13 protein-coding genes and 1 tRNA gene are annotated in these 13802 nt (G+C 58.6%); 10 read left to right on the top strand and 4 right to left on the bottom strand.

The window, feature by feature from the left end; all coding sequences use genetic code 11:
* Positions 1-22: 22 nt before the first annotated feature.
* The 4 genes from ACOERD_RS25340 to ACOERD_RS25325 are packed head-to-tail and all read left to right on the top strand — an operon-like array spanning position 23 to position 3858.
* Positions 23-889, top strand: coding sequence for an FAD binding domain-containing protein (locus ACOERD_RS25340; RefSeq protein ID WP_419740895.1), 867 nt, complete (start codon positions 23-25; stop codon positions 887-889).
* Complete coding sequence (locus ACOERD_RS25335; RefSeq protein WP_419740894.1) at positions 886-1365, top strand: (2Fe-2S)-binding protein; 480 nt, start codon at positions 886-888, stop codon at positions 1363-1365. Before ACOERD_RS25340 ends, ACOERD_RS25335 begins: the two co-directional genes overlap by 4 nt.
* Complete coding sequence (locus ACOERD_RS25330) at positions 1365-3620, top strand: xanthine dehydrogenase family protein molybdopterin-binding subunit (RefSeq protein ID WP_419740893.1); 2256 nt, start codon at positions 1365-1367, stop codon at positions 3618-3620. The genes ACOERD_RS25335 and ACOERD_RS25330 overlap by 1 nt, the downstream gene beginning before the upstream one ends.
* Positions 3613-3858 (top strand): MoaD/ThiS family protein, encoded by a 246-nt coding sequence (locus tag ACOERD_RS25325; protein ID WP_170468530.1) that lies wholly within the window; start codon positions 3613-3615, stop codon positions 3856-3858. The genes ACOERD_RS25330 and ACOERD_RS25325 overlap by 8 nt, the downstream gene beginning before the upstream one ends.
* Before the next feature lie 96 nt (positions 3859-3954).
* Here the strand turns inward: ACOERD_RS25325 and ACOERD_RS25320 are convergent, their stop codons facing one another.
* The gene (locus ACOERD_RS25320) at positions 3955-4662 is read right to left on the bottom strand and encodes a lysophospholipid acyltransferase family protein (RefSeq protein WP_419740892.1); all 708 of its coding nucleotides are present in this window, start codon (positions 4660-4662) and stop codon (positions 3955-3957) included.
* 142 nt (positions 4663-4804) lie between these two features.
* Here ACOERD_RS25320 and ACOERD_RS25315 point away from each other — a divergent pair.
* The 5 genes from ACOERD_RS25315 to lptF all read left to right on the top strand — a co-directional run bounded on the left by ACOERD_RS25315 (position 4805) and on the right by lptF (position 10241).
* Positions 4805-4880, top strand: a tRNA-Trp gene (locus ACOERD_RS25315).
* A gap of 571 nt (positions 4881-5451) precedes the next feature.
* Complete coding sequence (istA, locus tag ACOERD_RS25310) at positions 5452-6960, top strand: IS21 family transposase (RefSeq protein WP_419737605.1); 1509 nt, start codon at positions 5452-5454, stop codon at positions 6958-6960.
* Positions 6947-7678 (top strand): IS21-like element helper ATPase IstB, encoded by a 732-nt coding sequence (gene istB, locus ACOERD_RS25305; RefSeq protein ID WP_419737606.1) that lies wholly within the window; start codon positions 6947-6949, stop codon positions 7676-7678. Before istA ends, istB begins: the two co-directional genes overlap by 14 nt.
* Positions 7679-8171: 493 nt before the next feature.
* Complete coding sequence (locus ACOERD_RS25300; RefSeq protein WP_419740891.1) at positions 8172-9017, top strand: FkbM family methyltransferase; 846 nt, start codon at positions 8172-8174, stop codon at positions 9015-9017.
* Between the two features lie 99 nt (positions 9018-9116).
* The gene (gene lptF / locus ACOERD_RS25295; protein WP_419740890.1) at positions 9117-10241 is read left to right on the top strand and encodes an LPS export ABC transporter permease LptF; all 1125 of its coding nucleotides are present in this window, start codon (positions 9117-9119) and stop codon (positions 10239-10241) included.
* Here lptF and ACOERD_RS25290 read toward each other — a convergent pair.
* On the bottom strand, positions 10238-11071 hold the full coding sequence (locus ACOERD_RS25290) for a LysR family transcriptional regulator (RefSeq protein ID WP_419740889.1): 834 nt from the start codon (positions 11069-11071) through the stop codon (positions 10238-10240). The two genes, lptF and ACOERD_RS25290, sit on opposite strands and share 4 nt — an antisense overlap.
* 97 nt (positions 11072-11168) lie before the next feature.
* Here ACOERD_RS25290 and ACOERD_RS25285 point away from each other — a divergent pair, with 97 nt between their 5' ends.
* On the top strand, positions 11169-11759 hold the full coding sequence (locus ACOERD_RS25285) for an HD domain-containing protein (RefSeq protein WP_170528303.1): 591 nt from the start codon (positions 11169-11171) through the stop codon (positions 11757-11759).
* On the opposite strand, the gene speB is transcribed toward ACOERD_RS25285, so the two are convergent.
* Together speB and ACOERD_RS25275 are read right to left on the bottom strand one after the other, a co-directional pair.
* Positions 11756-12598, bottom strand: coding sequence for an agmatinase (gene speB / locus ACOERD_RS25280; RefSeq protein ID WP_419740888.1), 843 nt, complete (start codon positions 12596-12598; stop codon positions 11756-11758). The two genes, ACOERD_RS25285 and speB, sit on opposite strands and share 4 nt — an antisense overlap.
* Complete coding sequence (locus tag ACOERD_RS25275) at positions 12595-13764, bottom strand: carboxynorspermidine decarboxylase (protein WP_419740887.1); 1170 nt, start codon at positions 13762-13764, stop codon at positions 12595-12597. Before ACOERD_RS25275 ends, speB begins: the two co-directional genes overlap by 4 nt.
* Positions 13765-13802: the final 38 nt, after the last annotated feature.

Genomic DNA, 13802 nt, shown 5'->3' with positions numbered 1-13802 from the left:
TTGACAGGTGCGAGGTATTTTCATGGATTATCACAGCCCCGCCAGCTTTGCCAAGGCGTCGGCTCTGGCTGCAAACGCGACGGGCACCACACGGTTTCTGGCAGGCGGCACCGATGTGTTGGTGCAGCTGCGCTCGGAATTGGTGACACCCGATACGTTGATCGACATCAAGAAAATCAACGGTGTGGACCAGATCACGCAAAACGCCGATGGCAGCTGGACACTTGGCGTCGCTGTCACCGGCGCTGAAATGAGCGAGCATCCCGAGCTGGGCCGCGACTGGCCGGGTGTGGTCGAGGCGATGGACCTGATCGGCTCGACTCAGGTGCAGGGCCGCGCGACGTTGACGGGCAACCTGTGCAACGGGTCTCCGGCGGCGGATTCGGTGCCCGCGATGGTTGCGGCGGGTGTGACGGTTACCGTGACCGGCCCGGATGGCGCGCGCGAGGTTGCCGTTGAGGACATCCCCACCGGACCGGGCAAGACCTCGCTGGCGAAGGGTGAAGTGGTTTCAGCCGTCAACATCCCCGCAAGGGGCGACAACGCGGGTGACGCCTATCTGCGCTTCATTCCGCGCACCGAAATGGACATCGCGGTGGTTGGCGTGGGTGTCAGCCTGCGTCTGGACGGCGACGTGATCACCGAGGCGAGGGTGTCTCTGGGCGCTGTTGCCCCGACCGTTTTGCTGGTTGAAGACTGCGCCAAAGCCATCATCGGCAGCACGCTGGACGACACCGCCCTCGACGCGTTGGCAGTGGCCGCTTCGGCGGCCTGTAACCCGATTGACGACAAACGCGGCACAATCGAATTCCGCACCGAGGTCGCTGGCGTTCTGGCCAAGCGCGCCGCGAAAATCGCCTATGCCCGCGCGAAGGGAGAAGACGCATGAGCAAGCTCCACGTATCCACCACCGTGAACGGGGACACGGTCGAATACCTGTGTGACCCGCGCGAAACGCTGCTGGACTGTCTGCGCGACAAGCTGAACCTGACCGGCGCGAAAGAGGGTTGCGGCACCGGCGATTGCGGCGCATGTTCTGTCACTGTCGATGGCCGTCTGGTCTGTTCCTGCCTGATGCTGGGTGTCGAGGCCGAGGGCAAGACCATCGAAACCGTCGAAGGCATCGCGGATGGCGACGTTCTGCACCCGCTGCAGAAGAAGTTCATCGAACATGCGGCGCTTCAGTGCGGCATCTGTACGCCGGGCATTCTGGTGGCGGCCAAGTCGTTGCTGGAGAAGAAGCCCAACCCGACCGAAGAGGAAACCCGGTACTGGCTGGCAGGCAACCTCTGCCGCTGCACCGGTTATGACAAGATCATTCGCGCCGTGATGGAAACGGCGGAAGAGCTGCGGGAGGCTTCGTAATGGCACTCGACGATCGCAAGTCTGTATTCACTTTCGTTGGCACGCGCCCGGATCGCCCGGATGGGTTAGACAAGGTCACGGGCCGTGCCAAGTTCGGGGCTGATGCCTATGCGCCCGGCATGTTGCACGGAGCGGTTCTGCGCTCGCCCCATGCCCACGCGCGGATTGTGAAGATCGACACCTCAAGGGCCGAGGCGCATAAGGACGTCAAAGCCGTCGTCACCCGCGCGGATTTTGCCGATGTCCCGTTCAAACCCGGTCTTGAGGGTGAGTTCTGGAACGTGCTGGAAAACGTCATGGCGGGCGAAAAGGCGCTCTATGATGGCCACGCCGTTGCTGCGGTTGCAGCCACGTCGGCTCTGGCAGCGCGGGATGCGCTCAAACTGATCGAGGTCGAATACGAAGTTCTGCCCCATGTCACGGATGTGGACAAAGCGATGGCGTCGGATGCGCCTGTTATTCGGGAAGGCGCGGCGGACTATTCGGTGCCCGAAGGGCTGCACCCGAACGTCGTACGTTACCACGAAAGCGGCCACGGAGATGTCGAGGCCGGGTTTGCCGAAGCGGATCTGGTCATCGAAGACAGCTTTGTCACCGAAGCGACCCATCAGGGCTATATCGAACCACACGCCTGTCTTGGCATGCTGGGCAATGACGGCAAGGGTGAGCTTTGGTGTACCACCCAAGGCCACTGGATCGCGCAGAAGACCTGCGCTGCGCTGCTGGGGATCGAGACCTCGCAACTGCGCGTCACCGCCTCCGAGATTGGTGGCGGTTTCGGAGGCAAGACCACTGTCTTCATCGAACCCGTTGCACTGGCGCTGAGCCGCAAAGCCAACCGTCCGGTCAAGATCGTTATGACCCGGTCCGAGGTGTTCCGGGCAACAGGCCCGACCGCCTCGGCGTCGATGGACGTCAAGATCGGTATGAAGAAGGACGGGACCATCTCGGCAGCGCAAGGCGTGTTCCGCCTGCAGGGCGGGGCCTTCCCCGGTGCGCCGGGCGATATGACTGCCATGTGCGCCTTCGCGCCGTACAACCTGACCAACGTCAAGCAGATCGGCTATGACGTGATGTCGAACCGTCCGAAACAGGCCGCTTACCGCGCGCCGGGCGCACCCATGGGTGCCTTTGCGGTTGAGTCGGTGATCGATGAGCTGTGCAACAAGCTTGGCCTCGACCCTGTTGATGTCCGCCTGAAGAACGCCGCCCACGAAGGCACCAAAGCCAGCTATGGCCCGACCTACGAACGAATTGGTCTGGTCGAAACGCTGGAGGCTGCCAAGGCGCACCCGCACTATTCGGCCCCGTTGAAGCCGGGGCAGGGGCGCGGGATTTCCTGTGGCTTCTGGTTCAACCACGGCGGTGAGACCTCAGTATCCCTGGCCCTGTCTGAAGATGGCTCGGCCCAGCTGATGGTCGGAACGCCGGATATCGGCGGTTCTCGTGCGTCTATGGCGCTGATGGCGGCCGAGGTTCTGGGCATCCCATACGAGAACATCCGCGTCACCATCGCGGATACGGCGACGCTGGGTTATAACGACGTCTCACACGGCTCGCGTGTGACCTACGCGTCGGGCCTGGCGACCATCAAGGCGGCCAAACACGCGGTCGAAAAACTGTGCGAACGTGCGGCAGCCAAGTGGGGTATCCCGGTCGAGGCCGTGAAATGGGAAAACGGCTGCGCCGTGCCCTCAGGCCCCAATGCAGGCGATTTCGACCCGCTGGCCCTGTCCGACATCACGGCGGATATGGGGCGCACCGGTGGCCCGATCTCGGGCCATTTCGAGGCAACTCCGGAAGGTGCGGGCGTGTCCTTTGGCACCCATATTGTCGATGCTGAGGTCGACCCGGAAACCGGCAAGACCAGCGTCACACGCTACACGGTCATTCAAGACGCCGGCAAGGCGATCCACCCGACCTATGTGGAAGGCCAGTTCCAGGGTGGTGCCGCGCAAGGCATCGGCTGGGCGCTGAACGAGGAATATATCTACGGCGAGGACGGACGGTTGCAGAACTCGATCTTCCTCGACTACCGGATTCCCGTTGCTAGTGACCTGCCAATGATCGACACGGTGATTGTCGAAGTGCCCAATCCCGGCCACCCGTTTGGGGTACGCGGTGTGGGCGAGACCGGCATCGTGCCGCCGCTTGCCGCCATCGCCAACGCGGTTTCCAACGCAGCGGGTGTGCGGATGAAGCAACTGCCGATGTCGCCTCCGCGCATTCTGGCCGCGCTCAAGGCTAATGGTTGAGGTTCACCTCTGGTCCGGCCTCCGGTCTCTGACCGGGGGCTTGGCCGTTGTCGAGGTCGAGGCCAAAACAACCGGAGAGTTGTTGCGCGCCCTGGTGCGCGCGCATCCGCAATTGCAGGCCCCCATTGACGCGGGCGTCTCTATTGCGATCGACGGGCGCGTGATTGCAACGGGCCTGACGGAGCCCATCCCGGAAGGCAGCGAAGTCTATCTGATGCAGAGGCTGCGCGGTGGTTAGATCGCTTTGCGTTTGTATTGGATCGAAATACGCTGCCTCTCCCTGCGGTCGAACGCGCATTTCGATGGCCTTGCCTCAAGTAAAATGCAAAACGCCTTAGGACTTAGGCGACCACGGATCGCGCCCGACCATCCGGTCGGCCTCGGCCGTGATGTCGTTCATGTGCTGCTCAAGGTTTTGGCGCAGGGTTTCGATCTGCTCGTCACTGGCTTTGCGAGGCACAATCTCGGTCCATTCGCGGCAAAGAAACACGCCTTCGTTGCGCCAAGGGCGGGGCATCAACAAGCGGTCCCATGTACCGGCCTCTCTGCCATGACGGGTCGAAAAGGTGATTCCGAACACCCGTTTGCCGGATGTGCGCGCCCAGACCAAAGGCACGGTCGACAGCACCCGTTCCGGTCCGCGGGGTCCGTCGGCGGCAATACCAATAGAAATCCCCTGCTTCATCTTGCCCAGAACTTCACGCGACACAGCAACATTGCTTTTGTGTTTGCTGGCCATGGCAATCGTGTCCATGCCGAACAGCTTTTGCACGCGGCCCACCATGCTGCCCGCACGGGCCGAGGACGTTATCGAGCAGATCTGCGCCTTGTCCAGCGGGAAGAAATAGGGTGATTGCGCCAGCCGCTGATGCCACAGAACAACGATGACCGGTTCGCCCTGTTCGGCCAGCTGGTCCAGTTCTTCATAGCCGATGCGCTGCCATTTGGTGTTGCGGTTGACCATCCGAATATAGCTCGCAATACGGCGCGCCGCCCAGTTTAACACGGCTTCGCTGTCGGCGATCTTTTTGCGGATACTCACGGATGGGTCCCTCTTACTGACCAAAACGTATCTTATAGAACTCAACGCCGCGTGCAACTTGTTTGTCTTGTCGAGAAGTGGTCGAGAAACTGAAAAAGCCTCTTGAGTCCGCCGCGCGGCTGGCATATCTGAGGCTCAGCCTAGGGGTATAGCTCAGTTGGTAGAGCGACGGTCTCCAAAACCGTAGGTCGCGGGTTCGAACCCTGCTGCCCCTGCCATTCAAAACTTCTCAAAACTTGAATATTCGCTTTTGCGGCTGCGTCGAATCCTATTTTCGCCGCGCGAAATTCCCCTCGAGGTGCCTCAGGGGCAGTTTGAGCGGCGGCCATATGGCGCAGAGTGTCAGGATTTGACGTAGCGTCCCGAAATTTCTTCCGCTTCGGTGTGGTTGACGTAAACGTAAGCTGTTGCTCGATTTTTTATTTTGCATGCACAAAAGTGACGAAAACCGGGGTTTTCTTCCCCCTTACGTCTCAAAATGAAATTCCTAAATGCACCTGGTCGCTGCGGGGTGCCACTCACGGACTGTGATCCTTGAGCTTCGGCCAACCACTGAGGTTCGGATCGGCCCCGCAGTGACAAGACTTGCGCAGTTCATTGGGAGGGAAGGAATTTGATACAGAGTTTTTGGTCGATCTTTCGCGACTCCCGCTGGCCAGCGGCACAACTGACGTGTAGAAAAGCGTGCAATTTTGACCCCCTAAGCGGGGAAATCGGCGTCCAAATTTGACCCCTCCCTATGGTTGTAGACATCCTTTTCATTGAGCAGTCGATGGAGAGGCAAGCGGGATGATTTGCGTGGAAACTATTAGAAAAGTGCGTCGCTTACACCTGATCGAAAAAAAGAGCATCAAGGAAATTTGCCGTTCGCTCAATTTGAGCCGTGCAACGGTTCGAAAGATAATCCGATCGGGAGTGACGGAGTTCAAATATGAGCGCAAATCGCAGCCATACCCGGTGCTCGGGCCTTGGCGCGCGCGTCTGGATGAAACGCTTGAGGAGAACGAGGCGCTTCCGAAGAAACACCGCAAGCGGATGACCAAAATCTGGAAGGAACTCTCCGATGATGGTTTTGGCGGCGGGTATGACAGTGTTCGACGCTACACAAAGAATTGGCGCATTGCGCACGGCCGACAACAGGCGCAGGCGTTCATCCCGCTGATCTTTGATCCTGGGGAGGCGTACCAGTTCGACTGGAGTGTGGAGACGGTTTTGATGGACGGTGCACTCACGACCGTGAAGGTTGCCCATTTCAAACTTTGCCATAGCCGCATGCCATTCTCCATTGCCTATCCGCGCGAGACGCAGGAGATGGTCTTTGATGCCCACGACGAGGCCTTCAAATTCTTTGGTGGAGGCTGCATCAACGGGATCTACGATAACATGACGACCGCCGTCGATGCGATCCTGTCGGGCAAGGAAAGAAAGTTCAACAAGGCATTCTCCCGGATGTGTTCTCATCATCTGGTGAACCCGATCGCCTGTACGCGCGCGGCCGGTTGGGAGAAGGGTCAGGTTGAGAATCTGGTCAAGGAGAGCCGCGCCTATAGTTTTACACCGCGTCTGGAGGTGGCCGACTTCGATGAATTGAATGCCCGGCTGCAAAAAGACGCGATCAAACGCGCAAAAGAACTGCGGCATCCGGAAAACCTGGAGGTGACGGTCTGGGAGGAGTTCCAGCAGGAAAAGCCGCTGCTGACGCATCTGCAGAAGCCCTTCGTCGGGTTCCGTGAAAAGACGGTCGCCGTGAGCCGAACCTGCCTGATCAACTTCGAAAGAAACAAATACAGCGTTGAGGCAAGAGCTGTTGGACGTCAGGTCCAGTTGCAGGTCTACGCCACGCGGATTGTCCTGCGCCAAGACGGTGAGATTGTCGGAGAGCACGAACGGTGCTTCGGCCGAGGAAAAACGATCTTCAACCCTTGGCACTATGTGCCCGTCCTCAAGCGCAAGCCTGGCGCTCTGCGCAATGGAGCACCGTTCCGTGACTGGGACCTACCACCGGCAATGACGCAGATCTGGACCCATCTGCGGGGCACATCCGACGGAGACCGGCAACTTGCCGATATTCTTTTCGCTGCTTACCAGCACGACATTGATGTGGTCGAGGCTGCCTGCGAAGAAGCTCTAAAATCTGGCCTGCGCAAGGCCGATGCGATCCTGAACATTGTCTCTCGGCGCACCAATCCCCCGCCGCCAAAGGCGATTGAGCCGCCTGCCCACCTGCAGCTGAAAATGGCACCGATCGCGGATTGCGCTCGCTATGACAGGCTTGGAGGCTCCCATGCAACTGCGTAAGGAAATTCTCGAACTTGCCCGTCAACTGAAGTTGCCAGGCATCGTCAACTGCTTTGACGAAGTGATGCAGGCCGCAGCCAAAAACAACTGGCGGCCCCAACAGGTCGTGGCCGAACTCCTCACGGCCGAACTGGCCGAAAAGACTGCGCGCTCGATCCGGTATCAGATGGGTGCCGCAAAGTTCCCGGTCTGCAAGTCCTTACCTGAGTTCGACTTCACGGTCAGCCCCGTCAACGAGGAAGTCGTGCGCAATCTTCATGACGGCGATTTTATGGACCAGGCCAGGAATGGCGTGCTGGTCGGTGGAACCGGATCGGGCAAAACGCATCTCGCAACAGCGATCGGGGGCCACGCGGTCAATAACCGCCGGCGGGTCAGGTTCTTCAGCGCTGTGGATCTCGCGAACAAGCTGGAGGCTGAACATCGCGAAGGCAACGCCGGGCGGCTCAGCGAGCAGCTGATCCGCGTCGACCTCGTGATTATAGACGAACTCGGTTATCTGCCGTTCGCAGAGTCTGGTGGACGATTACTCTTCCATCTCATCAGCAAACTGTACGAGCGAACGTCTATTCTGCTAACAACCAACCTCGCATTTGCTGAATGGCCGAGTGTGTTCACAGATGCCAAAATGACCACTGCTCTCCTGGATCGACTGACACACCATTGCGATATCATCGAAACCGGGAACGAAAGCTGGCGAATTAACCACCGCGACTAACCTCGAAATCGGGGAATAAATTCAAAACAGACAGCAGGTCAAACCTTCAGTCGAGCTACGCTCTCTTTTCGGTTTGACCTGCTGTCCACCCCCTCCTGAATCAACCTAAACACGACCCCCTCAACGCCCCTCTTAGCTCCAAGGGGGGTCAAATTTGGACGCCGATGGGGGGTCATTATTCAATGCCGATTGACACAACTGACGCAGCCTCGGTCCGAAGAGGCCTGTGCTGCAGATGAAGAAACAAGCGAACCCACGGTGAAAGAGGCCGAGTTCCGGAGCCTGTTTCAAACGACATTGCTGGAAATGAAACAGCCGCAAGCAGGCGATGAGGGCTCTGACACTTGGCGAATGTAAGCCTGCCGAAAACCTGCCTAGCCCGATAGGGCGCAAATGCACCATGTTTCGTATCAAATCGATGCCTGTGTTGCTGAACGGCGAACGCAGAGATATGCACTAAAGGCAATATTTGATTTGCATTCAAGGGTGTTGAATGGGATTGCGAAACCTGATTGCCGAAAAGATTGCCTCACGTGTTCTTGGCAACGGCAAAACCCGGCGCGCGGTCATGAATCAGCTGCTTGATCAGGATATTTTGTTGTTTAGGGACTTCCGCGATCATGCTTTTGCCTTCTTCCCAACGGATGCAATCGGACGTTCCCTTTGCCAGAACGGTGAATTCGCCCGCGGCTCAGTCACAAATCTGCGGGCGTTTCTTGAACAAAACAATGCCTTTAAACCCGGAATGTCTGTTCTGGAAGTTGGAGCCAATATTGGCACCCAAACCGTCTATTTCTTCCTAGACCTGCAGTGTGACGCCGTCGTGTCGATCGAGCCGGACCCGGACAACATGAACCTGTTGCGTCACAATCTTGCGTTGAACGGGCTGACAGAAAAAGTGACGATCTTGGGTGTCGCAGCTTCGGACACGAATGGAACGGCTGAATTTACCCGTAATCTGTTCAACCGGGGCGGCTCGCGTCTGGGCGCCAGGCGAAAAAGCGGCAAGACCCGAGAGAGTTTTTCAGTCGAGATCGTTCGGATTGACGACCTGGTGCAGTCAGGCACCCTTCAGGCTGATCAAATTGGGCTGGTCTGGATGGATGTTGAGGGCCATGAGCTATCCGCCCTGAAGGGGATGAAGCAACTCATCGCAGAGTACAGGCCACCGATATTTTTGGAATTCACCCCGGACGGACAGCACAGCACCCAGCAAGAGTTGTGTGACCTGCTATTTGACAACTACCAGAGCGTTTATCGTCATGCTGGGGGCTTTCATCCTGTGTCACGTGAAGCGTTCGCGCAGATCAAACATCAGGTCGATCTTCTGGTCATCTGAAACCCCACCCGATCTCAAAGCAGGGCGGTGACCGTCTTTCCTCTGCTTGCGGGATAGCCTAAAGTCCCCGCAAATCGCAGACACCGGGAATGAGGGTACATGTCGCGTTTCGATGGTTACTTCCTGCGGCAGTTGCTGGTGCTGTTCGGCTTTTTCACTCTGGTTCTGGTCGGTGTTTTCTGGATCACGCGGTCTGTCAGCCTGTTTGATCGGGTGATCAGTGGCGGCCAGTCGGCGATTGTGTTCCTCGAATTCACCGCTCTGACGCTGCCGACCCTGATCCGGACAGTGATGCCGATGGCTGTGTTCGCTGCGGCCGTTTACGCCACGAACCGCCTCAGCCGGGAAAGTGAGATGACAGTTATGCTGGCGACCGGCTCTAGCCCATGGCGGCTGGCCCGGGCTGTGGTGCTGTTCGGTCTTGTTACAGGGATGATGATGGCGGCGATCAGCGTTTTCCTGCGCCCTGCCTCGGTCGAGCAGCTCGAGATCCGGCAGGCCGAAGTTGCAGGTGACGTGACCGCCCAATTGCTGAACGAGGGTGAGTTTCTGCACCCGGCCGACGGTGTCACGGTCTATATCGGTCGGATTGATCTGGACGGGACTTTGCACGAGGTCTTTGTCTCAGACCGGCGAGACCCAGCGAATTCTGTCAGCTATTCAAGTTCAACAGCGTATCTGGTGAACAATGCGGCCGGCATCAACCTTGTCATGCTGGATGGGGTGGCTCTGCGTCTGGACAAGGACGGGCGCACCCTGTCATCGACCCTGTTTCAGGACGCCTCATACGATATCTCGGCGTTGACCAGTACCGGAGGGATGAGCGCCCGCAGCCTTGAAGCGATCCCCACGATGGAATTGATCCGGGACCGCGAGGCTATCGCCAGCGCAGAAGGGTTCAGCCCGGGTGAACTGACTGATGAGTTGCACCAACGGTTCTCGTGGATCGCGATTTGCGTCGCCGTCGGGCTGGTCGGATATGCCACCTTGATGCTGGGCAGTTTCTCGAGGTTCGGGTTGTGGCCGCAGATTCTGGGAGCTTTTACCATTCTGGTTCTGCTGGAGGGTGTTCGGGGGTTTGTCTCTCCGGTCGTCATAGGTGATCCGGGTCTTTGGATCGTTCTCTACGCACCGGCGGTCATCGGTATCCTGATCTCGTGCCTGTTCCTGGCGGTTGCGGGACGCCCAATCTGGCGCCGTTCCAGGGCCGAGGTCGCTGTCTAGGCAGGGTCTCGCAGAACTTGCAAGCAGTCTAGAATATCCTCGAATGCAGCGCTGTCGGGGCGGGTTACAAGATATAGCGGCAACATTAGGTCTGGACTCGGCTCAACCCGCACCAGCGCGCCAGAGCGAATATGCTCGGCAGCCAAATAGGCGGGAAAAAACCCACGCCCCCCTCGTTTGAGGACATAGCGCAGGGCCATCATGCAATTGCCCAGAAAGACCGTCTGCCCCTCTGCCTGGCGGGCCATGGTCCGCACATGGTCCTGATAAGCTGCGCCAAGTTCGAGATTGACGAATACCGAGTTGTCGACCACCGCCTCAGCGGTTTCGACCAGAACCAACCGCTCTGGTGGCAGGGCTTCAAAAATGACCCGCCGGTCTGAGGGCTTTTCATGGGTCAGCGCGGCGTCCAGCACATGTGTTGCGACCGCATCCACCATATCCAGATCATGATCGTAGTTCAGCGTCAGCAGCAATTGGCCAAGATGCTGTTCGAAACGTATGGCGAGATCGACCAGCAAGGGGTCCCAAACGCTGAGCTGCGCCCCCAGCCTCAGTGCCGGACGATTCTGGTTTTGCGTGGGCAAATCAGTCGAAGCATAGGACCAGAGTGAGAGCATCTGCTCGGCGTAAGGGCGAAATTGGCGCCCGAAATCCGTTAGTGCTGTGCCTCCGGCCCCGCGGGTGAAAAGGGGCTTTCCGGTGGCGTCCTCGATCTGCCGTATGCGCGCGCTGACAGCCGTTTGGGTCACATTCAGCTTGCGCGCTGCTGCGTGAAACCCTCCGGTCTCGGCCACGCATAGAAACGTTTCAAAAGCTTTGATCTGCATAGCGGCAGTATTTTTTGATCGTTATGATAAAATCAATTCATTTTTTTCAGCACGGAAGTCGAGATATCCTGTTCCCGATTAGGAAAAAGGAAATGCTATGCTGGACAAAAGCCACAAGCCGACCTGGACCAGTTTTGAAGAGGCCACAAAGGCCGACTGGGACGCCGTTATGGACTATGAAGAGGCCTATAATGCCGCGCTGCCAGACCGGATTCTGGATGCGATCCGTTCCTTGGATGAGGAATGGACGCCGTATCCGGTGAATCGCTACCAACACTCTCTGCAGGCCGCGACGCGAGCCTATGAGGATGGCGCGGATGAGGAACTTGTGGTCGCCGCGCTGATCCATGACACAGGCGATATCTTGTCGCCTTACAACCATGGTGAGCTGTCAGCGGCGATGATGAAGCCCTATGTCAGCGAAAAAACCCATTGGATCCTCAAGCATCACTGCGTGTTTCAGGGCTATTACTACAACCACCATCTTGGTGGAGACCGAAATGCCCGCGACAAGTATCGCGACAGCCCCTATTGGGAGGACTGCCGCTATTTCTGCCATGAATACGATCAGAAGGCGTTCGACCCGAACTATCCAACCAAACCGCTGGAGTTCTTCGAGCCCATGTTGCGCCGCGTGTTGAACAAGGGCGAAGGGCACATGGAGCTGAACGAAACCGCTGAGGGTTAACAGGCCGCCATCAGGCGATAGACGATCTGAGCTGCAGTGAAGTCCCAGGCGGCATTGCCGTCGGGGGCCAGTTCGACCACGTCAAAGCCCACGCATTTGCGGCCCTTCAGGGCGTGTTCGACCAGCCGCAGCGCCTGATAGTAGCCCAAACCGCCCGGTACGGGCGTTCCGGTGGCAGGCATTTGGGAGGGGTCCAAACCGTCCACGTCAAAGCTGACATAGACAAGCTCGGGGAAGTCCTCGGGTAGGTCAACGGCGTGGATGTTGCCGGTGACCAGTTCCTCGGCGTCGACGTGGAAGACATGGTTTTTCAGACGGCTTTTGGCCTCTTCGGTCGAAAACGCGCGCACACCGAACTGGGCCAGTCGGATGCCCTCTTTGGCCAGCAGGTGCATGACCGAGGCGTGGGAGTGTTTCTCGCCCTGATACGCGTTGCGCAAATCGGCATGGGCGTCGATCTGGACGATCCCAACGGGCTGGTTCAGCGCCCGCGCCACACCCATAACTGCGCCGTAGCTGAGGGAATGCTCTCCTCCCAGGGTCACGGGCACTTTGCCTGCACAAATTGCGGCTTCGGTCCGTTGGGCGAGGCGTTCCATCACCTCGGGCAAGGGGCCGTCGCAATCCAGCGGGGTTTCGGTAAAGATACCCTCGACGCAGGGTTCTGCATGGCCGGTGATGCGCTCCAGCTCATTGCTGGCCTCGATGATCGCCTCGGGGCCTTCGGCGGTGCCGGAACCATAAGAAACCGTACGTTCCAGCGGCACCGGGATCACGCGAAAGCGCGCGTCTTCCGAGCGCTCAGCGGCGGTCAGTTCACTGTCGAGGAAAATGCTCATGAGAGGCGGTCCTTAAAGTCGTCATAGCCGAACTGTTTGATGATCTTCAGCTCGTCCGTTTCGCTGTTCCACAGGGCGATGGTCGGCAGGGGAACACCGTTGAATGTGTTGGTCTTGACCATCGAGTAGTGCGCCTGATCGAGGAAGGCAAAGCGTTGTCCGATCTCCAGCGGCTTGTCCCAAGTGTAGTCGCCGATCACATCGCCCGCCAAGCAGGACGGCCCGCCACGACGGTAGGTATGGCCCGCCTCAGCCTCGTCCATCAGGGCGGGGCGGTAGGGCGCCTCGATCACGTCGGGCATGTGGCAGGTGGCCGAGATATCGGTGATGGCGAGGGTCATGCCATTGGTGGGCAGGTCGAGGATTTCTCCGACCAGAATGCCCGCGTCCAGCGCGACGGCCTCGCCGGGTTCGAGGTAGATGTCGACATCGTATGTCGCGCGGATGGATTTGATGAATTCCACCAGCCCGTCCCGGTCGTAGTCATCGCGCGTGATATGGTGGCCGCCTCCGAAGTTCAGCCATTTGAGCTGACCGAGGAAAGGTTTGAGTTTCGGCTCAACAGCAGCCCATGTGCGTTGCAGCGGTTCGAAGCCCTGTTCGCAGAGCGTGTGCATGTGCAGGCCGTCTACTCCGATCAGAGTGTCTTCGGACAGTTGGCTTACGGGTGTCCTGAGGCGTGAACAGGGTGCGCAGGGATCGTATTTGGGAATCTCGCCCTCAGAGTGTTCCGGATTGATGCGCAGGCCGATCTGCACATTGGCCGCTTGGGCTTTGGCGAGGAACCGGTCTTTTTGAGCGGGCGAGTTGAAGATGATGTGGTCGGACAGCGACAGTATTTCGTCAATATCCGCATCCTTGTACCCGGCGCAAAAGGTTGCGACCTCGCCGCCATATTCTTCGCGACCCAACCGTGCCTCATAGATGCCGGAGGCACAGGTTCCGCTGAGGTGTTCGCGTACCAGTGGGGCCAGTGAAAACATCGAAAATGCCTTGAGCGCACTCAGGACGTGCGCGCCGGAGCGAGTGCCGATCTCGGAGAGGATGGTCAGGTTGCGTTCGACAGCTTTTTCGTCAACCACGAAGCAGGGTGTTGGGACGCGGCCGAGGTCGAAGTTGCGGAAGGCACCAGCGTCTCCGGCTTGGGTCGTCATCATGTCGGACATGTCAGGCGTCTCCGATTTTGGAGAGGCCGGGGGCCAGC

It is taken from the genome of Ruegeria sp., assembly GCF_965199275.1.
Taxonomy (GTDB): Bacteria; Pseudomonadota; Alphaproteobacteria; order Rhodobacterales; family Rhodobacteraceae; genus Ruegeria.
Note: the sequence above shows the minus strand (reverse complement) of the source record. Positions and strands in the feature narration are given on the sequence as shown.